This window comes from Marinobacterium rhizophilum DSM 18822 (assembly GCF_000378045.1).
GTDB lineage: Bacteria > Pseudomonadota > Gammaproteobacteria > Pseudomonadales > Balneatricaceae > Marinobacterium_A > Marinobacterium_A rhizophilum.
In genome coordinates, this window is sequence record NZ_KB899095.1 from 188,577 (window position 1) to 213,117 (window position 24,541).

Annotated in this window: 22 protein-coding genes; 14 read left to right on the forward strand and 8 right to left on the reverse strand. The window is 61.3% G+C overall.

The genetic code is table 11. From position 1 onward, the window contains the following. Positions 1-42 precede the first annotated feature (42 nt). The 5 genes from F451_RS0109755 (at position 43) to F451_RS0109775 (ending at position 5,841) form a co-directional block, all read left to right on the forward strand. Entirely contained in the window at positions 43-1,002 is a 960-nt protein-coding gene (locus F451_RS0109755; RefSeq protein ID WP_020681185.1) for a cytochrome-c peroxidase, read from the forward strand. After that, a complete protein-coding gene (locus F451_RS28385; protein ID WP_026291648.1) occupies positions 999-2,813 on the forward strand; it encodes a DAHL domain-containing protein in 1,815 nt (604 codons plus the stop codon). The genes F451_RS0109755 and F451_RS28385 overlap by 4 nt, the downstream gene beginning before the upstream one ends. Positions 2,814-2,927: 114 nt before the next feature. Continuing rightward, positions 2,928-4,088, forward strand: a complete 1,161-nt coding sequence (nosP, locus tag F451_RS0109765; protein WP_020681187.1) for a nitric oxide-sensing protein NosP — start codon at positions 2,928-2,930, stop codon at positions 4,086-4,088. Further along, positions 4,081-5,175, forward strand: a complete 1,095-nt coding sequence (locus F451_RS25245; protein ID WP_020681188.1) for an ATP-binding protein — start codon at positions 4,081-4,083, stop codon at positions 5,173-5,175. Before nosP ends, F451_RS25245 begins: the two co-directional genes overlap by 8 nt. Positions 5,176-5,355: 180 nt before the next feature. Next, positions 5,356-5,841, forward strand: coding sequence for a GreA/GreB family elongation factor (locus F451_RS0109775; RefSeq protein ID WP_020681189.1), 486 nt, complete (start codon positions 5,356-5,358; stop codon positions 5,839-5,841). Positions 5,842-5,848: 7 nt separating this feature from the next. Here F451_RS0109775 and F451_RS0109780 read toward each other — a convergent pair whose 3' ends face one another. Then, a complete protein-coding gene (locus tag F451_RS0109780; RefSeq protein WP_020681190.1) occupies positions 5,849-6,730 on the reverse strand; it encodes a LysR family transcriptional regulator in 882 nt (293 codons plus the stop codon). A gap of 123 nt (positions 6,731-6,853) precedes the next feature. On the opposite strand from F451_RS0109780, the gene F451_RS0109785 reads away from it, so the two are divergent. The 5 genes from F451_RS0109785 (at position 6,854) to F451_RS0109805 (ending at position 11,905) form a co-directional block, all read left to right on the forward strand. Then, complete coding sequence (locus F451_RS0109785; RefSeq protein ID WP_240476463.1) at positions 6,854-7,579, forward strand: sulfite exporter TauE/SafE family protein; 726 nt, start codon at positions 6,854-6,856, stop codon at positions 7,577-7,579. A 322-nt stretch (positions 7,580-7,901) separates the two neighbouring features. Next, positions 7,902-8,882 (forward strand): ribokinase, encoded by a 981-nt coding sequence (gene rbsK, locus F451_RS0109790; protein ID WP_420835275.1) that lies wholly within the window; start codon positions 7,902-7,904, stop codon positions 8,880-8,882. A 31-nt stretch (positions 8,883-8,913) separates the two neighbouring features. Further along, entirely contained in the window at positions 8,914-9,888 is a 975-nt protein-coding gene (locus F451_RS0109795; protein WP_026291650.1) for a nucleoside hydrolase, read from the forward strand. A gap of 232 nt (positions 9,889-10,120) precedes the next feature. Beyond that, positions 10,121-10,522, forward strand: a complete 402-nt coding sequence (locus tag F451_RS0109800; protein WP_020681194.1) for a putative signal transducing protein — start codon at positions 10,121-10,123, stop codon at positions 10,520-10,522. Positions 10,523-10,882: 360 nt separating this feature from the next. Then, positions 10,883-11,905 (forward strand): YeiH family protein, encoded by a 1,023-nt coding sequence (locus tag F451_RS0109805; RefSeq protein WP_020681195.1) that lies wholly within the window; start codon positions 10,883-10,885, stop codon positions 11,903-11,905. A gap of 3 nt (positions 11,906-11,908) precedes the next feature. Here F451_RS0109805 and F451_RS0109810 read toward each other — a convergent pair whose 3' ends face one another. From F451_RS0109810 to F451_RS0109825, 4 genes are all read right to left on the reverse strand, one after another. Further along, the gene (locus F451_RS0109810; protein WP_026291651.1) at positions 11,909-15,322 is read right to left on the reverse strand and encodes an adenylate/guanylate cyclase domain-containing protein; all 3,414 of its coding nucleotides are present in this window, start codon (positions 15,320-15,322) and stop codon (positions 11,909-11,911) included. 504 nt (positions 15,323-15,826) lie between these two features. Beyond that, positions 15,827-16,516, reverse strand: coding sequence for a response regulator transcription factor (locus F451_RS0109815; protein ID WP_020681197.1), 690 nt, complete (start codon positions 16,514-16,516; stop codon positions 15,827-15,829). Then, positions 16,513-18,213: a sensor histidine kinase gene (locus F451_RS0109820; protein WP_020681198.1), complete on the reverse strand. Its 1,701-nt coding sequence runs from the start codon at positions 18,211-18,213 to the stop codon at positions 16,513-16,515. The genes F451_RS0109815 and F451_RS0109820 overlap by 4 nt, the downstream gene beginning before the upstream one ends. 39 nt (positions 18,214-18,252) lie before the next feature. Continuing rightward, positions 18,253-19,584: a vWA domain-containing protein gene (locus F451_RS0109825; RefSeq protein WP_020681199.1), complete on the reverse strand. Its 1,332-nt coding sequence runs from the start codon at positions 19,582-19,584 to the stop codon at positions 18,253-18,255. Positions 19,585-19,816: 232 nt separating this feature from the next. On the opposite strand from F451_RS0109825, the gene F451_RS0109830 reads away from it, so the two are divergent. Next, positions 19,817-20,182, forward strand: a complete 366-nt coding sequence (locus F451_RS0109830) for a glutaredoxin family protein (protein WP_020681200.1) — start codon at positions 19,817-19,819, stop codon at positions 20,180-20,182. A 308-nt stretch (positions 20,183-20,490) separates the two neighbouring features. Further along, positions 20,491-20,886, forward strand: coding sequence for a DUF3461 family protein (locus F451_RS0109835; protein ID WP_026291652.1), 396 nt, complete (start codon positions 20,491-20,493; stop codon positions 20,884-20,886). Positions 20,887-20,992: 106 nt separating this feature from the next. Here the strand turns inward: F451_RS0109835 and F451_RS0109840 are convergent, their stop codons facing one another. Next, positions 20,993-21,259, reverse strand: coding sequence for a hypothetical protein (locus tag F451_RS0109840; RefSeq protein ID WP_020681202.1), 267 nt, complete (start codon positions 21,257-21,259; stop codon positions 20,993-20,995). A gap of 303 nt (positions 21,260-21,562) precedes the next feature. Between F451_RS0109840 and F451_RS0109845 the strand changes: the two genes are divergently transcribed. Both F451_RS0109845 and F451_RS0109850 read left to right on the forward strand, forming a co-directional pair. Then, positions 21,563-21,910 (forward strand): DUF3461 family protein, encoded by a 348-nt coding sequence (locus tag F451_RS0109845; RefSeq protein ID WP_020681203.1) that lies wholly within the window; start codon positions 21,563-21,565, stop codon positions 21,908-21,910. Positions 21,911-21,970: 60 nt separating this feature from the next. Further along, positions 21,971-22,216 carry a hypothetical protein gene (locus tag F451_RS0109850; protein ID WP_020681204.1) on the forward strand — a complete coding sequence of 82 codons (246 nt, stop codon included), beginning with the start codon at positions 21,971-21,973 and terminating at the stop codon, positions 22,214-22,216. A gap of 99 nt (positions 22,217-22,315) precedes the next feature. On the opposite strand, the gene F451_RS0109855 is transcribed toward F451_RS0109850, so the two are convergent. Further along, positions 22,316-23,320 (reverse strand): aldo/keto reductase, encoded by a 1,005-nt coding sequence (locus F451_RS0109855; protein WP_156826429.1) that lies wholly within the window; start codon positions 23,318-23,320, stop codon positions 22,316-22,318. A gap of 284 nt (positions 23,321-23,604) precedes the next feature. Beyond that, entirely contained in the window at positions 23,605-24,465 is an 861-nt protein-coding gene (locus F451_RS0109860; RefSeq protein ID WP_020681206.1) for a fumarylacetoacetate hydrolase family protein, read from the reverse strand. Positions 24,466-24,541: the final 76 nt, after the last annotated feature.

Sequence of the window (24,541 nt, forward strand, 5' to 3'; positions counted from 1 at the left end):
GGGCCGCCATTCATATTTGGTCAAGAGTAAGGAAGAACCCGAATGCCCATGCGTTCTCTGTCATGTAGCCTGGCGTTGCTGCTCCTGCTGCCGACCCCGTTGAGCGCCTCCCCGCGGCATGAACCGATCACGCCAATTTCCCCGATTCGAACCGCAGACCCGGCGCGGACCGAGCTGGGTAAGCAGCTGTTTCACGATGTTCGCCTTTCTGCCGACAACAGTGTGGCATGCGTCAGCTGCCACGATCTGAGCCGCGGCGGTGCCGACAGCCGCGCCCATTCGCTGGGCATCGGTGGCAAGCCGACCGCCGTGAATACCCCGACCGTGTTCAATGCGGCGCTGAACTTCAGGCAGTTCTGGAACGGCCGCGCCGACTCGCTGGAGGCCCAGATTGATGCTGTGATCGAGAACCCCGATGAAATGGGCTCAAAATGGCCGGACGTGGTCGCCAAGCTGGTACAGGACGCCAACTACAAGGCGGCTTTCAGCCTGGCTTACCCCGACGGGGTGACACAGGCCAATATCCGCAACGCGATCGCAACGTTCGAGCGTACGCTGCTCACCCCAGACTCCCCCTTCGACCGCTATCTGCTGGGTGATGCCGACGCCATCAGCGCCGACGAAAAGGCCGGGTATCTGAAATTCAAGCAATACGGCTGCGTTGCCTGCCATCAGGGGGTGAACATTGGTGGCAACATGTACCAGAAATTTGGCGTCATGGGGGACTACTTCAAGCAACGCGGTAACCCGACCGACGCCGACCTGGGCCGTTTTCTGGTCACCCGGAACGAAGAAGACCGGCACGTTTTCAAGGTGCCAAGCCTGCGCAATGTTGCACTCACCGCGCCCTACTTTCACGATGCGTCGGCCAGAACGCTGAAGGACGCCGTCGATGTCATGTTCAGGTACCAGCTGGGCCGCGCCGCGTCGCAGGAAGACAAGGCGTCGATCATCCGCTTCCTCAAAACGCTGACCGGTGAGCTGAGGGGTAGCCTGCAATGAAAAAGTCCTTACAACGGCGTATGGCCATCCTGGGGCTGGTATTCGCGACGCTGCTGGTGTTTCTGTACATCAAGAACCCGGCGCATGACGCCACGCCCTACTTCGAAAGCATCGCGCTGTTGCGCCAGATCAAGCAGCTGGATGCCCGCCGGGAGCTCGACGCAGTGAAATCGAAGCTAGGCGTAAACAGCAGCTATGACCCGCTGGTCAACGCGCTCAGCGAGCTGGACACACTGCGTGGGCAAGTGAATCAGCTCGGCATCCAGCAACTTCAGGCCACCCCGGCCGACTGGGACCGCAGTTTCGGCGCCTACCGTGACACGGCTGAATACAAAACCGGCCTGATAGAACAGTTCAAAACGCATAATGCGGTGTTACGCAACTCCCTGGCTTTTCTGCCTACAGCGGCCAGCGATATCCGCAATGTGATTCTCCCTATGGCCCACCAGGAACAGGACGAAAACCGCGAGGTGCTGGAACAGCTGACAGCGCAGGTGGACGGCGTGTTACTGAACAGCCTGGTCTTCAGCCAGTCCGCCACCGACGGCCAGGTGTCGGAGATCCTCACGGGTCTGGATAAGCTGGCCGCGGTGTCTATGTCGCTACCCCCCGCCGTCACTGACGGGCTGGACATCTTCATGGCCCATGTGCGCACCCTGATAGCCGAGCATAATCGGGTGAACGAGCTTCTGAGCACAATTGCTGCGGTGCCGGTCGCGGCGCACATTGACGATCTCGAGTACCTGCTCAGCAGCGTAGAACAGAAGGCCATAGCACGCACCCAGCAGTATCGGCAATACCTGCTCCTCCTCTCCGCCGTACTGGCGGGCCTGCTGCTGTACCTGGCCAGTCGGCTGGTACGCAGCTATGCGGTGATCAACCGGGTCAATCAGCAGCTCAAGGCCGCCAACGACAACCTGGAACAGCGGGTGCAGGATCGTACCCTCGAACTTCAGCAGGCACAGGGCAAACTGGTGGACTCTGCACGCCAGGCAGGCATGGCGGAAATCGCCACCAATGTGCTGCACAACGTGGGAAATGTGCTCAACAGCGTGAATATCGCGGCCGACCAGGCCATGCGTCAGGTGCGCACGTCCAAGGTCCAGGGCCTGGCCAGGGCCATGCAGATGCTGAATCAGCACGCCACGGATCTGGGCGAGTACATCACCCAGGACGAGAAGGGCAAGCTGCTGCCGGGATACCTGAATCAGCTGACTGAGGCACTGCAGGCCGAACAGCAAAGCATCCTCAACGAGCTTGGGCAGTTGACCCACAGTGTCGACCACATCAAGGAGATCGTCTCCACCCAGCAGGCCTATGCGGGCGCCGCCAACCTGGTCGAACCCCTGCAGATAGACAGTGTGATCGAGGATGCCCTGCGCATGAACAACAGCGCGTTCACCCGTCATCAGGTCACCGTGGTCAAGCAATTTTCCGAGGTACCGGTCCTGTTACTGGACAAGCACCGGCTGCTGCTGATCCTGATCAACCTGATCAGCAATGCCAAAAATGCGATGGCCGACCCGGCCGGGCATGCCCGCACCCTGACCCTGAGCGTGGCCATGGTCGACACGGCCACACTGCAGATCGGCGTGCAGGACGATGGCCAAGGCATTGAACCGGACAACCTGACGCGCATTTTTAATCATGGCTTCACGACCCGCAAGGATGGCCACGGCTTCGGCCTGCACAGTTGCGCGGTAGCGGCGATGGAGATGGGCGGCAATTTGACAGCCCACAGCGATGGACCGGGTAAAGGCGCCGCCTTTGTGCTGGAGCTGCCGGCCCAGGCCGTGCAGGAAATGCCATGAGACAGCATCGGCGTTGCCCGTCGGCAGGGACGCACAGTGGCTCAAACGAATGCGCAGGCACAGCCAGCCTGATCCGCTCAGGCAGCTGAGTCGTTTTAAACCCAGGAGTGCATCATGGAGCAGCAGAATTACATACGCAAAGCGCAGTCCCACGCCACCGACCCGCACGAGGCCGCGCAGGAATTCCATGCCCTGGTGGCGCAACCCGACATGGCGCTGGTGATCTTCTACTGCTCCAACCAGTACGATCTGGACGCGCTCGCCGATACCATGCAACGTCTGTTCGCCGGCGTGCAGGTCGTCGGTTGTACCACGGCCGGAGAAATCGGCCCTGCCGGCTGCCTGGAACACAGCCTGACCGGAGCCAGCTTTGCGGCGAGCCATTTCAGCGTTACCTGCGGCCATCTCGAACATTTGCAGCAATTCAATGCCGACAAGGGCGAGGCCTTCGCCCACGCATTGCTGCACAAGCTGCACGCCCAGGTCCCGCACAGCGACACGAACAACAGCTTCGCGCTGCTGCTGATCGATGGTCTGTCGATGCGCGAAGAGCCGGTAACCCGGGCATTCCAGCGCGCACTGGGCAAGCTACCCCTGATCGGCGGCTCGGCAGGTGACGACTTGGCGTTTGTCGAGACCCAAGTCTATTGGCAGGGCCAGTTCTGTTCCGACAGTGCTATTCTGGTTCTGCTGAGCACCCCTGTGCCCTTTCGGATTTTCAAGACACAGCACTTCGTTGCCACGGACGAGCGACTGGTGGTCACGGAGGCCGATGCAGCGTCCCGCGTCGTCAGGGAGATCAACGGACTGCCGGCCAGCCAGGAATACGCCCGAGTTTTCGGGATCGATACCTGCGCCCTCGATCCCATGCGTTTCGCAGCCTGGCCCGTGGTCTTGACGATCGGTGGCACGCCCTACGTGCGCTCCATCCAGAAAGCCAACCCGGATGGCAGCCTGACGTTTTTCTGCGCCATCGAGGACGGACTGGTGCTTCGGCTCGGGAAGGGCGTGGACCTGCTGCAAAACCTGGAACTGACGTTTGCCAGAATTCGGGCCGAAATCGGCCCGCCCTTGCTTACCCTGGGCTACGACTGCATCCTGCGCAAACTGGAGATTTCCGAAAGCCCCGACAGGCAGCGCATCGGCGAAGTGCTGATGCAGAACAACACCGTCGGCTTCAACACCTACGGCGAACAGTTCCGCGGCGTGCATGTCAATCAAACGCTGGTCGGAGTCGCGATAGGCGCACACACGCTGGAGACGAACGATGCCTGAGCCAACGGTACGCCAGGACCAGCCGGCTGAGCGATCCAGCGAGAGCGAAATCATTCGGCTCAACAAGATCATCCGCGCCCTGATGGACCGCGCCGAACGCAGTGCCAATGCCCAGGGCTCTGACTTTGGCCTGTTCCAGACCACGGTAATGCTGGAGGAGCTGGTGGCCAGCCGCACGGAGGAGCTGCAAACCGCCCTGGACGAGAACGAAGACATCACCCAAAAACTGCGCCAGACCCAGGGCGATCTGGTTGAATCGGCGCGTCAGGCAGGCATGGCGGAAATCGCCACCAACGTGCTGCATAACGTCGGCAATGTTCTCAACAGCGTAAATATCGCGGCCGATCAGGTCATAAATCAGGTGCGCTCATCCAAGGTCCAGGGTTTGGCCAGGGCCATGCAGATGCTGAATCAGCACGCCGCGGACCTGGGCGACTACATCACCCATAACGACAAGGGCAAACTGCTGCCGGGATACCTGAACCAGCTGACCGAGGCGCTGCAGGCCGAACAGCAATTCATCCTCGACGAGCTTGGGCAGTTGCTTCTCAGTGTCAACCACATCAAGGAGATCGTCTCCACCCAGCAGGCCTATGCGCGCACCTCCACGCTGGTCGAACCCTTGCGGGTCAGCGACCTTATCGAGGACGCGCTGCGCATGAACAACAGCGCGCTCGACCGCCACCGGGTCACGGTGGTCAAGCACTTTGCCGAGGTTCCGGTCCTGTTACTGGACAAGCACCGGCTGCTGCTGATCCTGATCAACCTGATCAGTAATGCCAAAAATGCGATGGCCGACCGGGCCGAGCATGCCCGCATCCTGACCCTGAGTGTGGCCATGGTCGAGACCGACACACTGCAGATCGGCGTGCAGGACGATGGCGAAGGTATTGAGCCGGACAACCTGACACGCATTTTTACCCATGGTTTCAGCACCCGCAAAGATGGCCACGGCTTCGGCCTGCACAGTTGCGCGGTGGCGGCAATCGAGATGGGCGGCAATTTGACGGCCCACAGCGATGGACCGGGCAAGGGCGCCCTGTTTACCCTTGCGTTACCCTGCGAGACAGAAGAGAGCACACGATGACCCCGAGGCGGCGACATCGCCTTTAGACCGCTGGGTCAGTCGCCACCTGTTGCGTCGATGGAGTGGCAACGCGCAAATGCGACACCCCGCTGCCCAAAGGCGTCCTCGGTACACCGGGTCACTGGCCTGATCCGGCAAAAATGGTTAGCGTAGGACAATCCACCTAATGATTCAGTTGCCATGAGCCGAGCCTTTGTAAAAGAAGACAGCGACCAGCCGGAACACCTGCCCGACCGTCCGTTGAGCCAGCATCCCAACTACATGACCCCCGACGGCTACAAGAGCATGCAGGCACAGTTGCAGCAGTGCGAGCAGGAAATATCCGCGCTCAGGAGCGGCGACGAATGGGCCGAAAATACACGGTTGCCGGCGCTGGAACGGGATCTGCGTTACTGCCGCGCCCGGCTGAAAAGTGCCCAGGTCATAGAGCATGCCGCTGGCGCAGCAGCAAAAGTGCGTTTTGGCTGCACAGTGCATTTTGTCGACGAACAGGATCTGCAGCACTGTTTTCGCATCGTCGGCGAAGACGAAGCCAATATCGCCCAGGGACGCCTCAGCTGGACCTCACCGCTGGCCAGCGCCCTGCTGGGCCGTGAGTTGGGCGACGTCGTACGCTGGCAACGCCCGGCCGGTGATCTTGACATAGAAATCACCGCCATCGACTGAAAGTCTTTCAGCGCAGGGATGCGATCATCTCCTGCCAGAAGGCCTGAGCCAGCTCACTCAATGGCAGGTCCCGCAGCCGGATCAGGTAGATCGGCACCCGACTGCGAAATGTGAAGTCTTCCACCTCCAGCGCCACCAGCTGACCCTTCTCCAGCTGGGTTGCCACCATCTGTGCCGGCATCCGTGCCCACCCCATGCCGGCCACCAGCAGGGCTTTTTTCATCTGGTAATCCCCCACATACCAGCGCTGTCCGCCCGGAATGACATGAACATGATCAAACGGGGACATCGACCCTGTATCGCTGAGCAGTATATGGGGACGGCCGCGCAGCTCGGCCTGTGTAATGGTGCGCTCGCCGGCACCGCTCAAGTAGGTCGGCGCCGCCACCGTCAGCATGTCGATATCGCCCACACGGACAAATTCAAACCGTTCGTCCAGGCCGGTATGAGGCCCCATGGCCAGATCCGCCTTTTCGCGCAGCAGCGACTCCAGCACCCCTGACAGGTGCTGGGTGTTGATGCTCAGATGCATTTGCGGGTAACGGGCACAGAACCCCTTGACGGTTTCCAGCCATAACGGATAGGCGCACATGGCACTGAGAGACAGGGCGAGCGAAGGCGCGGCACCTTGTGCCAGATGGTGCCCCAGGGTTTCCAGACTCTGTACCTGTCCCAGCACCTTCTTGGCCTCACGGTAAAATGCCTTGCCCGCCGGCGTCAGCGCGGGCCTGTAGCTGTCCCGGCTGAACAGCAGAAGATCGAACTCGTCCTCCAGTGCGCGTACTGCGGCACTCACCGTCGACTGAGTCTTGAACACTTCGGCGGCGGCGGCCCTGAAACTGCCCTGCTCCACGACGGCGATAAAAGCCCTGAGCTGTTCATTGGTCATCGGTGCCGGAACCTCACGGATAATGAACGATAAAAACGATCATTTTGAGCTAAACATGTCGTTATCTTACGTTCATAAATCTGGCTATTCTAGCGCCATGTTCAAGCCATGGAGCAGCCTGCGTTGGATCTGACACTGTATTGCGTACTCGCCGGCGGCCTGATCACCGGCTTCTCCAAGTTTTCCGTCGGCGGCATGGGGCTGCTGATCCTGCCGGTGCTGATGCTTGCCATGACCGGCCCAGAAGCCCTGGCCGTACTGGTGCCCATGTATATCGCCACCGACCTGATGGCGATTGCAATGTACCGCCGCGATGTAAACTGGTCGGTGCTGATTGCCCTGCTGCCTCCCGCCCTGATTGGCGTACTGCTGGGTACCTGGTTACTGGGCAGCCTGGATACCAGCGCCTTTACCCCGTTGCTGGGCGGACTGATCATTTGCATGATTGCGCTGGGCCTCTGGCTGGACCGTCGCCCCACCGGCATCATGCGCCACCCCGTGGCGGCCAATGTTACCGGCCTTGCAGCGGGTTTCATCAGCATGATCGCCAATGCTGCCGGCCCCCTGTTCAGTCTCTATCTGCTGGAGCAGCGACTGCCCAAGGATGCCTATGTCAGCACTCGCGCCTGGGGTTTCATGATCATCAATGCCGCCAAACTGCCGATGCTCTGGAGCCTGGGCCTGATCAGCCGCGACAGCCTGACACTGAGCCTGTACGGCCTGCCGGCACTGATGCTCGGTGCGAGCATCGGCTACTGGCTGCTGCGCCGGCTGCAGCTGTCGCAGTTCAAATGGCTGATCCGCATCATGGCCAGCCTCGCCGCCATCAAGCTGTTTGCCTTCAGCTGAACCGTCAGACGGAACAGTAACGGCCCCATCCGCACCATGGGCCTATCATCACTTGTAACCATCACGTTGTTCGCCTTCAGCTGAATGATCCGACGGAACAGTAGCAGGTCGACAATCGAGGCCGCCCCAGGCGGTTCGCTGCGCGAGCTCAAGGTAATGTGCGATGCCCCCGACTATTGCTGTGCTGCAGCCGGGAAGCAACCGCCACGAACCGCTATAGTCAATGGGGACTCCGGCGCCGAAGCGCCCGGCCCCGTTCGGACGGATACTCCCGCCTGACTTATGCCGGCATGCACGGTAACACTCACTTTACATTTTCAAGGTGAACGCATTGGAAGTTTCAAACGTGAACCCGGCCCCCGACACGGCGCGCCCCGCCTGTGAGGTGGTCGTGGTTGGCAGTCTGAACATGGACCTGGTCACCCGTACGCCACGTCTGCCGCAACCAGGCGAGACACTGACCGGCCGCGGCTTCTCGATCACCCAAGGTGGCAAGGGCGCCAACCAGGCGGTCGCGCTGGCGCGGCTCGGCGCCTCGGTGGCCATGATCGGCTGCGTCGGCGACGACGATTATGGCCGTGAGATGCTGGCCAATCTTGCCCGTGAAGGCATTGATCATCGCGGCGTACGCATCGAGCACGGCTGCCCGACCGGAATCGCCGCCATCACCGTCGACGATACCAGCCAGAACAGCATCATCGTGGTACCCGGCAGCAACCACGCGCTAACGCAGGCCGATATCGAGCCCTTCGATACGCTGTTGCGCGACGCCAGGCTGCTGGTCTGCCAGCTCGAAGTGCCACTGGAGACAGTGCGCTTCGCCCTGCAGGCCGCTCGCCGCCACGGCTGCACCACCCTGCTCAATGCCGCCCCGATCCTGCCGCTTGACGACGCCCTGCTGGCAATGGTCGACTGGCTGGTCGTCAATGAAATCGAGGCCGCCGCACTGGCCGGCCAGGCCGTCGGCACGCCCGACGAGGCGCTGGCCGCGATCACCCCGCTACGCGCCCGCGGCTGCGGCGATGTGCTGATTACTTTGGGTGCCCAGGGCACGGTCGCGGCCTTTGGTGACGAGCTGCGCCATTTCGAGGCTCAAAAGGTGGCGGCCATCGACACCACCGGCGCCGGCGATACCTTTGTCGGCGGGTTCGGCGCGGCCCTTGCCCAAGGTGCAACGGTGGAAGCCGCGATCCGTCTCGGTCAGGCCGCCGCTGCCATCGCCGTGACGCGCGCGGGCGCCCAGACCGCCATGCCCTATCGCCATGAATTTGCCAACCAAACCGACAGCGACCGAAAGAGTTAAGATGGAAGCGGACCAGACCCAGAACACGAGCGTGCCAACCAAGGTCCTGTTCGATACCGATCCCGGTGTCGATGATGCGATGGCTTTGCTGTTCCTGCAGCAGCACCCGGCCATCGACCTGATCGGTATCACCACGGTGCATGGCAATGCCCATATCGATGTCACCACCCGCAACGCCCTGTACCTGTGTGAACGTTTCGGCATCGAGGTGCCGGTTGCTCAAGGTGCGCGAAACCCACTGTTGCAGTACAAGGCCGAGCCCCCCACCTTCGTCCACGGCGACGATGGCCTGGGCAACGTCGGCCTCAGCTTCGAGCCGACCCGCCAAGCGGACGACCGCCCCGCCTATCGCCTGATCATTGACACCGTGCGCCAGCATCCGGGCGAAGTGACCCTGGTTGCCGTCGGTCCGCTGACCAACCTGGCGCTGGCGGTCAAGGAGGATCCGGAGATCGCCTCGCTGGTGAAGGAGGTCGTGATCATGGGCGGCGCCTTTGGCATCAACGGCCAGGGTGGCAATGTGACCCCGGTGGCCGAGGCCAACATCATCGGCGATCCGCACGCGGCCGATATCGTCTGCACCGCGCCCTGGCCGGTCACGCTGATCGGCCTGGACGTCACCCACCAGGTGCTGATGAGCAACAACCTGTTCGAGCAGTTGCGCGACCAGGGCGGTAGCGACGGCCAGTTCATGTGGGACATCTCGCGCTTCTACGTCGACTTCTATACCACCCGCGAACAGATCCCGGGCTGCTACGTGCATGACTCCAGCGCCGTCGCCTACGTTATAGATCCGACCCTGTTCGAGGTACGCCGCGGCCCGGTCCGCGTCGTCGACAGCGGCATCGCCATCGGCCAGAGCGTGCAGCAGCCGGACGACCGCAGCTATGCACCCGGCCCCTGGGACGGCTACCCGTCGCAGAACGTGTGCGTGGCGGTAGATGCCCCGCGCCTGCTGCAGCTGTTCATGGATACGTTCGTGCCGGCGGCCGGCGGCGTCAGCTAGCGCCCCCTTAATCCACCAGCGGCCCCGCAGAGGAAACAACAGATGACGTGCCGTTCAAGCCGTTCGATGTCGACCACCCGGTGCCCAGGTCCAGAACGATACGTCACCGGCACTCTCACCCGAGACGCGCTCCGCTCGACAGTACGCTATTTGCGCTCAGCGGGTCCTGCCGTCAAACGAACATCGTTTGGCTATGCTTAGGGCGTGCCTGCAACTGACCGGACACCCGCCCATGCTGCTTACCGTGGCCCATTTCGATTTCCCCTACCAGGCCCAGATTGCCCTCGCGCAACTGGAGTCAGAAGGAATCAACGCCTGGGTCGCCGATGAGTTCACCATCGGCATGCAGTGGCTGTACAGCAATGCGCTGGGTGGCGTGCGGCTGCAGGTCGAGCCGCAGCAACTGCAGCGCGCACGGGAAATTCTGGCGCAGGACCGCAGCGCGGATGTGGAAGCCCAGGAAGGCTGCGATCCGCTGGTCTGCCCCTGCTGTGGCAGCACCCGAACACACTATCGGCCGGTCGGACGCCGGCTCGCCTTCCTGGTGTTTGTGGGACTCGAGTTCCCGCTGTTTCCGGTGCGCAACGCCGTTCACTGCGATGCCTGCGGCTCCCTGAGCCGTCTGTATGACTGAACCGCGCCAGGTTCCACCCTGCCCCGACCGTGCCCTGTGCTAGTATCAAAAAACGATTCACAGCCCGCTGCTTGCATACGATCATGGATGACCCTCAGCTTCACATCCCAGCCCAGCCACCTGCCCCCCATCAAGGTGGTGCGATTCGACGCCTGCGACGCCAGCCCTAGCACCCGGCAGTAGCACTGGCATCAGACATTCGCCCATCTGGCCCTAACAGTTGATACGCCGATCCATAAGAATGGCGTCAGTATCAGTGATCGATGCACTTCGTTGCGACGCGGCTCAAGGTAGCTTTCCGCGGGCGCCAGATGCACCGGTCACCGACCCTCTTTTCATCCAGAGTCGAGTTACGTACCCATGAGACAGCTGGTCGCACACCCCATAGACAGACTCGGTGAACTCAAACAGCGCTACTTCCCAGGCCTTTGCGTCGCCGTGACCATCGGCATCGCAGCGACCTTCCTGTCCCAGCGCTATGGTGCACCGGCCATGCTGATGGGTCTGCTGCTGGGCCTGGCATTCAACTTTCTCAGCGAAGAGCCCCGCGTAGTACCCGGCATCGAGCTGGCCGCCAAGTCTCTGCTGCGCCTGGGCGTCGCACTGCTGGGGCTGCGCATCACCTTCTCCGATGTGCTGACGCTCGGCTGGCCGCCATTGCTGATGGTCTTTTCAGCCGTATTGCTGACCATCGGTTTTGGCATCGTCATGGCGCGCCTGCTGGGCTTCAGCAGCCGCTTTGGCACCCTCACCGGGGGTTCGGTGGCCATCTGTGGCGCATCCGCCGCCATGGCAATCAGCAGTGTGCTGCCACAAACCGAGCAGACCAAGAAAGACACCCTGTTTACCGTCATCAGCGTAACGACCCTGAGTACTCTGGCCATGGTGCTGTACCCCATGATCAGCCATGAGCTGGGACTGACGCCGGCCGAAGCCGGGCTCTTCCTCGGCGGGACCATCCATGATGTCGCCCAGGTGGTCGGCGCCGGTTACAGCGTGTCGTCCGAGGTCGGCGATTTGAGCACCTTCGTCAAACTGCTGCGCGTCGCCATGCTGGTTCCCATCGTACTGACCATCGGCGTGGTGATTCGCCGTTCCATGGCCAGTCGCGGCGAAGTCGGTGGTGGCAGTGTCGGGGTGCCAGGCTTCCTGATCGGCTTCGTCGTGCTGTTCACACTCAACAGTCTCGGCTGGATGCCGCAAATGATCGTTGAACCGATGGCTGACAGCGCTTCCTGGCTGCTGCTCACCGCCATCGCGGCCCTGGGTGTGCGCACCTCGCTGAAGGAAATTCTCACCGTGGGCCTTAAGCCGGTGCTGCTGGTGGTCAGCGAAACGATCTTCATCGTGCTGCTGGTGCTGGGGTTTATTACGCTGAGCTAGACCTCAGTTTGCAGTCTTCTGCGGGCCCAACTGCTCGAGCAGCGCTCTGGCCGCCCGCAGGTCAACCGTATCGAAACCTTCATCAAAACCCTTGTAACGGGCGGCCAGCAACTCGTGGGCTTCCTTCTGCCTGCCCTGCTGCTGCAGCAGCCGGGCCGAATCCATCGCCGCCCGCAGCTCCAGCGAACGGCTTCCCTGTTCACCCGCCAGGGCGATGGCCTTTTGGAAGCAGGCCTGGGCTTCTGAAGGCTGCGGCAGCCTGAACAGGCCCTGCAGCCGGTACAGCTCGGGCGCATAAAAGTTTTCCCCGGTCTGCTCGACGATGGCCAGGGCGTCATCGACTACCGCCAGCGCCGCGTCCACCTCTCCCGACTTGCCCAGGGATTCCGCCAGTAGCGCCATAAAGTAGGGTTTGAGGAACTCGCCACCGGTTGCCTGGTAATCCAGCATGCCCTGGCGAATGGCCGCTATGCCCTCGGCCGGCTGGCCCTGCTCGGCCAGGGTCCAGCCCCGCACAATGCTGGCGCGTGCGCGCCAATAGGGAAAACTTTGTTCGGTCGCCAGTACGATGACAGACTCGGCCCACTCCCGGGCCTGTGCCACTTCACCGCGCAGCTGATGCAACTCGGCCCTATAGATCATCGGATCGGCCAGGGTATAGGGATTGGGCGCCTGCTGTGCCAGCTCCAGCGCGTCCAGGCACCGTTGCAGCGCCTGGTCGGGATAACCGCGATACCATAGCGCCCAGGCACCGATCATCAGCCCCAGGATCCCGGGTTCAATACCGTACAGATACGTATGGTTGCCATGCTCGTGCGCATCATAGAGCGCAAGCACCTGCGCACAGTGCTCCTGCGCCTCCTGCAGCTGTCCCCGAAACAGCAAGGTCGCGCCCAGAGCGCCATGGGCCTGTACCCGCAGCGCCGGATCCGAGGCAGATTCTGCCATTGCCAGTAACTGCTCGGCCATCGTCTGGGCAGCGCCGAAATCGGCCCGCAGGGTATAGAAGCGCCGCAGCGCGACCAGGGCGGAAAACAGCTGCCCGCTGTCACCCAGCTCACGTCCCAGGCTTAGGGCCCGGGAAAAGCTCGCTTCAACCTCGGAAGCGCCAAACCCCCGGACAGCCATCCAGACGTGGCCCTGGGTGATCTGCAGTCTGAGCTCAAACCGCATTCGCTGCGTGGTATCCGGCAGTCTTGGCAGCAAGCCTTGCGCCCGGGTGAGGTGCGCCAGAGCCTCCTGGGCGGCAGAGCGGCGCATCGCCTGCTCTGCGGCGCGCAACAGATACTCCACCGCCTTGCCGGCATTGCCGCTGCAGCTGTAATGGTGGGCCAGCTCGCTGCAGTGGTCGTTCAGACTGTCACCGAACAGTGCCTCGATCGCCAAGGCCGTGCGTTCATGCAGTTGGCTGCGGCGTTCCTGCAGCAGCGAACCATAGGCAACTTCCTGGGTGAGGCCATGCTTGAAGGTGTACTCGACCTCGGGAAAGGCCGGCCGCTCATAGAGAAACTCCCCGGCCTGCAAGCGGGACAGCCCGCGCTTGAGGGCGTCCTCCGGCGGCCCGACCACCTGCTGCACCAGGCTCCAGGGGAAGTCCTTGCCGATCACCGCGAGGGTTTGCAGCAATGCCTTCTCCTCCATGGCCAGGCGGTCGATGCGCGCACTCAGCACACCCTGCACCGTGGTGGGTATGTGCAGATCGGCGGGTGCCCGCTGCAGGCGATAGGCGCCCGGCTCCCCGCTGAGCACTTGCTCCTCGGCCAGGGTCTGCACCACTTCTTCCAGGAAAAAGGGATTGCCCTCGGTCTGCTCCATGATCAGGGGCTTGAGCGGCGCCAGCGACGCATCCTCTCCCAGCAGGGCCGACAGCAGCTCCTCGGCCTCCACCGGGCCCAGCGGATCCAGCCGCAACTGGGTGTAGCAGCTTTTCTGGCCCCAGTCATGCTGATACTCGGGTCGGTAATTCACCAGCAACAGCATGCGGGCCCCGGCCACCCCGTCGCTGAGCACCCGTAAAAAGGCTTCGGTCTCGCGATCAAGCCATTGCAGATCCTCGAAGACAAGCACCAGCGGCTGATCGAGACTCTCGTGCACCAGCAACTGTCGAATGGCCTCGAAGGTACGCTGGCGCCGAACCTGTCCATCCATCTGTCCCAGCGACGAATCCGGTTCGGCCGCGCCCAGCAGGTAATACAGATAGGGCAGGCTGCCCTCCAGGGTGCGGTCCAGCGTCAGCACCTTGCCGGTGATTTTCTCGCGACGCTGCCGCTCGTCGTCCTTAGGACCGATCTGCAGGTAGTTTTTCAGCAGCTCGATCAGCGGCAGGTAGGCAAAGGCCTTGCCGTGGGATACCGAAAAGGTTTCCAGTACCCGGCACGGCTGCTGGCCACGCTGCTTGAACTCGTAAAAGAGCCGCGACTTGCCGACACCCGGTTCGCCCACCACACCGACAATCTGCCCATGGCCGGCACAGGCCTTGTCCAGCGCCCGTTGCAGCTGCGCCAATTCGGCCTGACGACCGACAAAGCGTGCCAGGCCACGGTGTGCCGCCACTTCCAGCCGGGTACGCAGGGCGCCGAGGCCCTGCAGTTCATATACCGCCAGCGGCTCGGACAGCCCCTTGACCCGGGTACCCCCCAGCGCCTTGAAATCAAAGTATCCCTCGGTCAGCCGGTAGCTGGGCTCGCTGACCAGAATGGTGCCGGGAGTGGCGATCCCCTCCATGCGGGCGGCAATGTGAATGGTATGGCCCACCGGGTCATAATCCGTGTGCAGGTCATCGGTACGAATTCCCCGCACCACCACTTCACCGGTATGGATGCCGATGCGCACCTGCAGCACATTGCCCTGCTCAAGCCGGATGCGGTCACTGTGATGGCGTATCGTTTCCTGCATGCGCAGTGCCGCATAAAGCGCGCGCCGGGGATGGTCCTCATGGGCAATGGGGGCGCCGAACAGGGCCAGAATGCCGTCACCGAGTGACTTGGCGACATAGCCCTCGTAATGGTGCACGGCCTCCATCATCAGCTCGAGGACCGGGTCGATCAGATGACGTGCCTCTTCAGGATCCAGGTCCTGGATCAGCGCCGTGGAGCCGCTCATATCCGCAAACAGCACGGTGATGGTCTTGCGCTCGCCGCCGCTGTCGCCGCGGGCCTGCCGGGCGCTTTGCTCGACCAGGATACGTTCGGCCAGGTGGGGCGGCGTGTACTGGATAGGTGCCGGCGCCACCGGGGCGGGACGGGTGGCGGCCGCGACCGGCGCATCGCCCAGCGAGGTGCCGCAGGCATTGCAGAAGCGGGCGGCGGAACTCACCTCCTGACCGCACTGCGGACAGCAGCGCGCCATTCGCGCGCCACAATGCTCGCAAAATCGGGCGCCTGTCGCATTGTCTTGCCCACAATCAGCACAGCGCATGGGGCTTTTATGTCCTCCGCCTAGCAGCCTGTCGGACTTAACACTTATCTACTCGACTCGGGCATCCTGCTTCGCCCTACCTCCTGCATCCATGCAGTCGTGCGGAAAAGCCGCCTCTCTCCGGAAAAGAGTGGTCATTTTTCGCGCTCTTTTTTACTCGTCGCAGGCTCCTCGGTCTGCGACCCCGCTAAAGCGGTTCTTTCCACTTCGTTCCAAGTGTTAAATAGAACCACTATTCGTCTCAAAAGAACTCAAAAACTACCCCAAAACGGACTTTCCCTCGCTACGACCGGCCAAGCCCGACAGGCTGCGTTCACAAGTCGGCGTCCGCTGCCAGCGATACCGCGACCGATTCCGGGCCAGGGGTCGCGATAGCCGGTGCTGCCCGGCACCCGTCACACTGCGCGGGGCCGTCACCAGAACCGATGCTAAAAGCATAGCCGAGCCCGGCGCCAGGGGTTATCTGCTCCGCGGCCAGGCACCCGGACACTCCGCCATCAATCCTCAGCCATCAAAGCGATAACCCACCCCGTGCACCGTGACGATGATGCGCGGGTCTTTGGCGTCGCGCTCCACGGCCTTGCGCAGTTTGGAGATGTGCTGGTCCAGGGTACGGCTGCTGGGCAGGTAGTGACGACCCCAGCATTCATCGAACAGCTCGTCGCGGCTCAGTACCCGGCCCGGGTTGCGATGCAGCAGCTGCAGGATGCGCATATCCCTGAGGCTCAGATCAATGCGGTGGTCGCCGCGTTCGGCGCGCAGCTGCGCCGGCAGTACTCGCAGATCCGCCATCTGGAAACTGTCGTCCACCAGCGTGGGTGACAGGCCCCGCGCCAGGCACCGGCGCGTCACGGCACGGATACGCGCCACCACTTCCCGACTGCCGAAGGGCTTCTTGATATAGTCATCGGCACCCAGCTCCAGCCCCAGCACCTGATCGATTTCTTCCGACTTGGCACTGATGAAGATGACCGGCAGCTGCTGATCCTGCTGGCGAATACGCCGGCACAGACTGTAGCCGTCCTGACCCGGCATCATGATATCGAGCAACACCAGATCGGGCCTGTGCTGCTCGAACAGCGCCCAGGCCTGGTCGCCATCCGCAGCCTCGAGGCAGCTGTAGCCTTCGGCCTCCAGCAGATCCTTCAAACCCAGGCGGATATTGAGGTCGTCTTCGGCAATCAGTATTTTCATGCTTGTGCCTCCAGCCGAATCAGGAAACAGGCGCCGTGCTCACAGGGCTCAACAACTAGGTCGCCACCATGGGCACGGGCCAGATCCCGCGCCAGGCCCAGACCAATGCCGGTGCCGGCCACGCCATCGGTGAGTTTGTTGCTGCTGCGATAGAAGGGCTCAAAGATGCGCTGCCGCTCACTGGCCTCGATTCCGGGCCCCTGATCCTGCACCCGGATACAGATCAGCGAACCCTCCCGCCAGGATTGCACCTGCAGGGTGCCACTGTCGGCGGCGTATTTCTCACAGTTGCTGAGCAGGTTGTTGAGGATCTGCTCCAGGGTCCCGGCATCGTAGCGCAGAGTGGCATCAATACCGGCGCTGAATTCCACTGTCATGCCACGCTGCCGAAGCAGGGGTGCGAAGGTCTGCAGGATACGCGCGATCTGTTCATCCACATCACCGGACTCGAATCGCAGCCGCAGCTGCCGGCGCTGCAATCTGGAAAAGCTCAGCACATTGTCAATCAGCCGCGACAGGCGCTGGCTCTCGCCGGTAATCACGTCCAGATAGCGCAGTACACCCGGATCCTGATCTTCATCTCCAAGGCGCTCGTGCAGCATCTCGGCATAGAGCCGCACATTGGTGAGCGGCGTTTTCAGCTCGTGGGACACCTGGTTGACGAAGTTGACCCGCTGGCGCGCCAGCCGCAGTTCCCGACCGTGCTCGCGATACAGCAGATACCCCAGCAGGCCCAGCCCCAGGGCCAGCAACAGCAGGGGCACCGCCACATTCAGCCAGCCCGGCGCCACCGCCTGCCGGCCCGCCGGCGCGTGATACTCCAGCCGCCAGCTGCCCAGCGGGTGGTTCAGCCAGAGCAGCCGCAGGGCATTGCCCTCGGCCCGGTAGCCTCCCCAGCTGTAGAGAACGCCGCCACGGCTGTCCACCAGCCGGATTTCGGCATCTCCGAGCTGGCGGTCACCTTCCTCGCCGTCCGGCAGGCGATTGATCAGATCAGACAGCAGGCGTGCGCTGTTCAGCACAAACCCCAGGGTGCGACCCTGGTCATCGCGCCACCAGTACACCTGCATCAGGCCGGTATTGGCGTGCCAGGCAATCCAGCCCGACGGGCCGCTGGACGCCGGCTCGGCCTCCAGGCGGCCACTGTCGGCCAGATCCAGCGCCAGTTCGGCCGGGGCCGCCGGGGCCCGCAACTGACCGCTGGCCAGATAGCGCTGCGGATCACCGGCAGACGGTGGGGATGTCGGCACCTGCGCCAGCGGATCGACGGCGCGGGGCCGGAACAGGTCCGGCGACTGCCACAACGGCTGCATCTGCTCGACAAAGTGCTGTTCCTCCAGACTGAGCGGCTCGAAGCGCGGTGGAAACAGCCGCTCGCTGCCATCGGTGCCGCCGAGCACGAACAGCTGCTGTACATAGGCCGAGCCTTTCACGAAAGCGCGCAGGTTCTCGGCACTGTAGTCAGGGTCCGCCTGGCGCCGCAGCCGCTGTGCCTGTTGCTGCAGCACGCCTTCGAGCTGGCGGAAATGGGTCTGCAGCTGCTGATCCACCGACTGCAGCTGCTGCTCGATCAGCGTCTGCAGCTGCAACCCCACCAGCTGCTGTTCGTTGTGCTGCAGGCGCAGACCCAGCCAGCCAAGCAGCAGCACGGGCAACAGCACCAGCAGAACCAGCAGCAGGGGGGCGCGATACGTCACGGGGTCAGTGTTCTCCTGTTGGCTGAGCGTGTTACGGGCTTAATAGGTCTGCTGGGTTGAACGCTTGTACTGGCGTTCGCGCAGTTCCTTGCGTTTGCGGTTCCAGTCGTCTTCGGAGGATATCTCGTCGGCATCCTTCAGGGCTTCCGCCTCCTGTGCCTCCAGCTTGGGCGAGCTCAGCGTATCGGCCTGGGATCCCAGCAGGTCGGCGCTTTTCTGCAGGATGCTTTTGGCGCCTTCGATATCGCCCTGGTCACGGCGTTCCAGCGCCTGGCGGCTGTATTCGTTGGCCACCTGCTCCACCGCCGCCTCCAGTGCGGGCTTGTCCACCGCGCGCTTCACATCCTGTTCCGAGGCGCTGAACGCGGCCTGCACCAGGCCACTGAGCTGACGCTGCTGTCGGGTCGCCAGGTTGTTGTAATCCAGCTGTACCCGTGCCAGGTCCAGGGTGCTGCCCGCTTCGCGCGCCGGCACTTCCACCTCGAGAATAACGAACTTCTCCTGCCCGCTGTAGAGCGAACTCAGATGGGTGCGTACCCGGTCACCGGTCACGTCGGCCTCCCGCCCGATCAGGCGCAGCGGCCGCACGCCGTTGAGGCAGTGAATCTCGATGCTCAGGTCCTGGGCCACCACGGACATCACATCGCCGAACTCGTAGCGGAAGATGCGCTCGAGATCCGCAGCATGCTCGACAAAGGCGTGATTACCGTCGCTGAAACCCGCCAGCTGCGTCATCAGGTCCTCGTTGTAGCCCAGTCCCAGGCCGATGGTGGTCACGCTGATGCCTTCCTTGGCCAGGGACTGCCCCAGGCGACCCAGTTCCCGGGGTGTCTGGGGCCCCACATTGGCCAAGCCATCGGACAGCAGAATCACCCGGTTCACCCGCTGGCGATCCAGAAACTTGCGCACTTCCCGCGCGCCCTTGCTGACACCGGCAAACAGCGCCGTGTTGCCCTCGGCCCGCAGCCGCCGGATGGCATGATAGATGGATTCGCGATCCTGCACCCGGGTGGCCGGTACCACCACCTGCACGCGGGAATCGTAGCTGACCACCGACACGATATCCCGCTCATCCAGGCTTTCAATGGCCATGATCGCCGCGTCCCGCGCATTGGCAATTTTCTCACCGCCCATGGAGCCGGACTTGTCCAGCACGATGGCGACATTCACCGGCGAGCGCTGCGCCAGGCTTTCCTGTTCAAACCCCTGCAGGGCGATCTTGATAAAGGCCGTCTGGGTGCTGCTGGCTTCCATGACCGGCGTCGCCAGACTCAGATTAAGGCCGACGTCCCGCGCCTGCGCCGCCAGTGGCAGCCAGAGCACTAGCAGCAAAAACGGCCGTAGCCAGTCATGTGTGATTCCTGTGTCCATGATCCGTCTCCCCGGTTGAGTGTATACAGTGCCGGTCAGGGTGCAATCGCCACTGTCCGGGTTGCACTTTAGGGCGCAGGGGATCGGTACGGGTCAGGCAAACGTATGGGTGTTGTAAAAAGTTTGTAAGCGCTGATGCCACGGCCGAGCTGATCAAAATTCGACCGTATGCCTGCATCTGTGATATAAAACGCCGCAATTGCAGCATCAGCTTTTCTGAAGGTAGTAAACGATGACAATCATCCGCTGGATTCTTGGACGTATCATTCTTCTGCTCGATTTTCTGACCCGCCCGAAGGGCGTCAAGCGGCCGCCCGAACAGCAGGCCGTGCTGGATCAGCAGACCGCACGTCTGGCGCTTTACCAGTACGCCGCCTGCCCGTTCTGCGTCAAGGTACGCAGGGCCATGCGCCGCCGCTCGCTGAACATTGAAACACGCGACGCGAAGCGACAAGCTGGCGTCGGTCAGGAGCTGCTGGAACAGGGCGGCCAGCTGAAAGTGCCCTGCCTGCGCATTGAAAGCGAAAACGGCGATGTGCAGTGGATGTACGACTCCTCCGATATCGTGCGCTACCTGGATTCTGTCGCGGCTGGATAGAACGGGGGCCTGCTGGCTCCCCACGGGAGCCTAAACTGGATCTACAGGTTGCTGAGCCAAACACTATACTCGCTCGCATAGCCTGCTCACTTTAGGTGCGCGCCGTAACAAAACGGGGCAACCTGGCACAGACGCTGCGAATTTCAGCGTCGCTCTCTGCTACCGACGGCTTCGACAATAACAACAATCTTCTGCACAGACGTCACTGCGCCTTCAAGCGCTGACGTTGGCTTATGCGGGTATCACTGCTATACCCACTGCATGGCCAGACGACTTCTTTTTCCATTGTTATTGGCGGAACCGAACTCATGTCAGACTATCCGACGCTCGAAGAGATGGGCATTACGTCCTTCAAGGACATTACCAAATACAGTCTGCGCCGCGAAAGCGATGCGGATGTGCTGAAGATCTACTACCGGCGCCCCAAGGGCTCGCTGCTGTCACGCAGCAAGAAGTTCACCTTTGCCCACCCGCGCAAATCCATTCCGATGCAGTTTCGCAGCGGCGACAAATGGGACAGCCTGAAGGACAGCAGCCCGATGCTGCAGAGCGCCGTGGCCGAACTGAAAAAGCTCACCACAGAGCCTGCTGCCCTGCCGCCGGAAGACCTGAAAGCCCGCTTTCTGGAAGACCTGAACCACCTTGAAACGGTGGTCAATGCAAAACTTGACGAACTGCGTCGCCAGATTGAAAGCATGAAATGAAACAGTTGCAGGCAGTGACCGGATGGCCATTGCCTGCAGTGCCGTGTTCTGCCCGCAACACCCGGCTTCGACTGTTCATTGCCGTGCCGACCGGTGCCAGCTTCGTCTACTGCCGCTGAACCGCCGTGCTTTCCTGCGCCTGCTTTTGCTGCAGCATCATTTCGCCCATCTTGCGGCCAAATACTTCCATCACCGCATCGGGGTTATCCTGGCATTCTTCAAAAGCCGCGACCATGGCCTGCAACGTGGGCAGGGTCTTGTCGACCAGTTCGTTGATATACTCCGCTGGCGTCACCTGGGTGTAGCGCTCGTAATCCGCAAAAAGTTGCGCCGCCTGTTCGCTGAGTTTTATTTCCACGCTTGCTGCAGCCATCTCGTCACCTTGGTCTGTATGTCTATGAAGCGCGCCGGAAGAAAGCGCTTGATTTGATCATGACCAGCGCGGGCCGATGCCGCTAGATCCAGCCTTGAGGCTTTGTTGGAACCAAGGCGCCCGTCTGTCGGATTTGACTGCGCACCTGACTGGCATCATCACTCAGCCCGGACTGGCGCTAGAGCAATGCGGGCAAAGCCCCTAACCTGTCGGACATGCTGCAGGCCTGCAGCCCGGCTTCAGCAGATCCGCCGGCCGCGGCGAACCTGCCCGCAGCCCATTTACCACCAGTCTGGAGATATCATGAACAGCTATCCGACACTCTCCGCCATGGGCATTACCGAGATTGAATCCATAGCGCGCTACACGCTCAAGCCGGGCAGCCAAAGCGACGAACTGAAGATCTATTTTCACCACACCCTGGGCAACAACCAGCCCCACAGCATGAAATTCAGTTTCCAGCGCCCCGCCACCGGCACCCACGCAACGGCAGCCGAACTTCAGAGGGCACTAAAGGAACTGCAGCAGCTGACCCGCCAGGCACAGCCCGCACCGACGCGGGAGCAGCTGCTAGGAGAACTGAGCCAGCTCGAAAAAGTTGTCAGCGCCAAGATTGAAGAGATGCGCTTCAACCTGAAGCAGTGGCACTGAAGCTCCGCCCGCACCCTTTGCTACACTGCCTGAGCACCGTTGCAACGCTCAGGTATTGACATGCTCCCTATCAACAATACGCTGTCCTCCGGTTCCGTAATGCTGCAACAGGCCCAAGCGAAAATAGGCCAGCACGCCGGCGAACTGGCCCAGGTGGCGGGCGCCGACCCGATGTCCGGGACGGGTAGCAGCATCGTCGAATCCGTTACCGGCCTGCAGCAGGCCGAAACCTACGCCCTCTCCGGTATCAAAGTCATTCAGGCCGCCGACAACGTCATCGGTACCCTACTCGATATCCGGGCGTAAACCCGGCTGTACAGTCCCCGCCCGGAATGACCGCAATTTTTGACAATCGCCGGTGCGATGACCCGTACCTTGACCGGCGCTTTGCAGGCACCGCACCGCCTAACCGATGGTGACAGGCCGAATGTAGTTTCTATCCATCAGTGCCTGCCAGAATTCAGCGGGAATAGCGTGCTCATACCAGCCAACGTTCTGCTGTATCCTGGCGTCGCTGGTCATTCCAATAACAACCGACTTTACGCAGGGATATAACAGCGGGAACTGAATCGCCGCGGCCGGCAGGGGAACCCCGTATTCACTGCAGACTTTTTCCAACCCAATAACCTTGTCGATTACTTCAGGCGGCGCTGCATCATAAAAATAGTGGCCTGCACCGGCCGCCCCCTTGGCGAGAATACCGGAGTTAAAAGGCGCGGCCGCAATAAGCGAAACCTCTTTCTGACTGCACCTGGCGGTAAAATTTTCTGTGATTCCATTTTCAAGCAGCGTGAAGCAGTTCGCCACCATGAAACAATCGAAATCGGCCTCATCCAGTGCCCTATCACAAGCCTGCCATTCGTTAACGCCCAGGCCGATCGCTTTGACGACGCCCTGATCGCGCAGCTCGGACATCGCCCTGAAGCCGCTTTCCATGGCAGTACGAAACAGGCCTGACAGTTTGTCGCCTTGGGTAAACACATCAAGATCATGCATCAGCAGCATATCTATGTCCGTCACCCCCAGGCGCTGCAGCGAATCCTCAAAAGCACGCATGACCCCATCATAGGTGTAGTCATAATGGCGTTTGAACGGCGCCGCGCCGACAAAACCGGCGTCCTCCAGAGGTGCGTTTTTCTCCAGCGGCCGCAGCAAACGCCCCACCTTGGTGGAGAGAAATAACTCATCCCGTGGCTTTTCATGCAGCGCCAGCCCCAGACGGCGCTCGGAGAGACCGGCGCCATAGTGGGGTGCCGTATCGTAATACCGTACACCCTGACTCCAGGCCGCGTTTACCGCCGCTTGCGCTTCAGTGTTGGTGGCGCTGCGAAATAAATTACCAATTCCTGCGGCGCCGAATCCCAACTCGGTGATCGGCGTACCGCTCCTGTCCATAACCCTGGTTTTCATGATTAAAGTCCACGTTAATTTTTATGGTTATTTAGGGGAACGCCTGTCCATAAACATTTTTTAAATACTAAAACTACTGTGCCTGTCGCGCTGGACTGAAGGCCCGGCAGGCACGTTACTTAATTTAATCTGTGCGGATTAATATTCTGTCGCAGGATGAGCAACGCGGGGCCTGTCCATCAATTGCGACTATTGGGTACACCACCGGGCTCAGTTGTACAGGCAGCTGCCCGATAAAAAACGGGATCAGCACTGCCTGTATGCACGGTCAAACGACAAGCAATTTACAGATCAAAAGCACGCACGAGCTGCCGTTGCTCGCCCAATCGGTCGATGCCCAAACGCATCACTTCACCGCCTTTGAGAAATTTCGGTGGATTCATGCCCAGACCTACACCCGGCGGGGTTCCGGTCGAAATGATGTCTCCGGGCTGCAGACTCATGAACTGACTGCAATAGGCGATCAGGAAAGGCACCTTGTAGACCATGGTTGCCGTAGTGCCATCCTGGTAGCGGTTACCGTCAACTTCGAGCCATAAGCGCAGCTCGTCTGGGTTACCAACCTCGTCGGGCGTGACCAGCCAGGGCCCTGTAGGACCAAAGGTGTCACAGCCCTTGCCCTTATCCCAGCTACCCGAGCGTTCAAGCTGATACTCTCGTTCCGAAATATCATTAACAACGCAGAAGCCGGCGACATGCTGCATGGCATCCGCTTCATCGATATAGGAACCGCCTGTACCGATCACCACACCCAGCTCGACTTCCCAATCCGTTTTCTGGGAGCCCCGGGGTATTTGAACATCATCATTGGGCCCGACAATAGCCGAGGTCCATTTGCTGAACATCACGGGCTCCGGAGGCACAGGCATACCGGACTCTTCAGCATGATCGGCATAGTTCAGACCGATACAGATAAACTTGCCTACAGAGCCAACACAGGCCCCCAGGCGAAAATCTTGCTGCGGCGTACCGGCAACGATCGGCAGTGTGCTGATATCCAGCCCTTTCAAACGCGCGATACTGTCGCGGCAAAGCGCATCTCCGGCGATGTCCGGCACTACCGCAGAGAGATCGCGAACCTGACCGTTGTCATCCAGAACACCGGGTTTTTCCTGTCCTGCCGCCCCGTAGCGTAGAAGCTTCATGTTGATTTCCTGTTGTTGAATCCATGTGGATGGAGAAAAGCATGATCCGGTGATTTATGCCGGATCATGCCTCTGG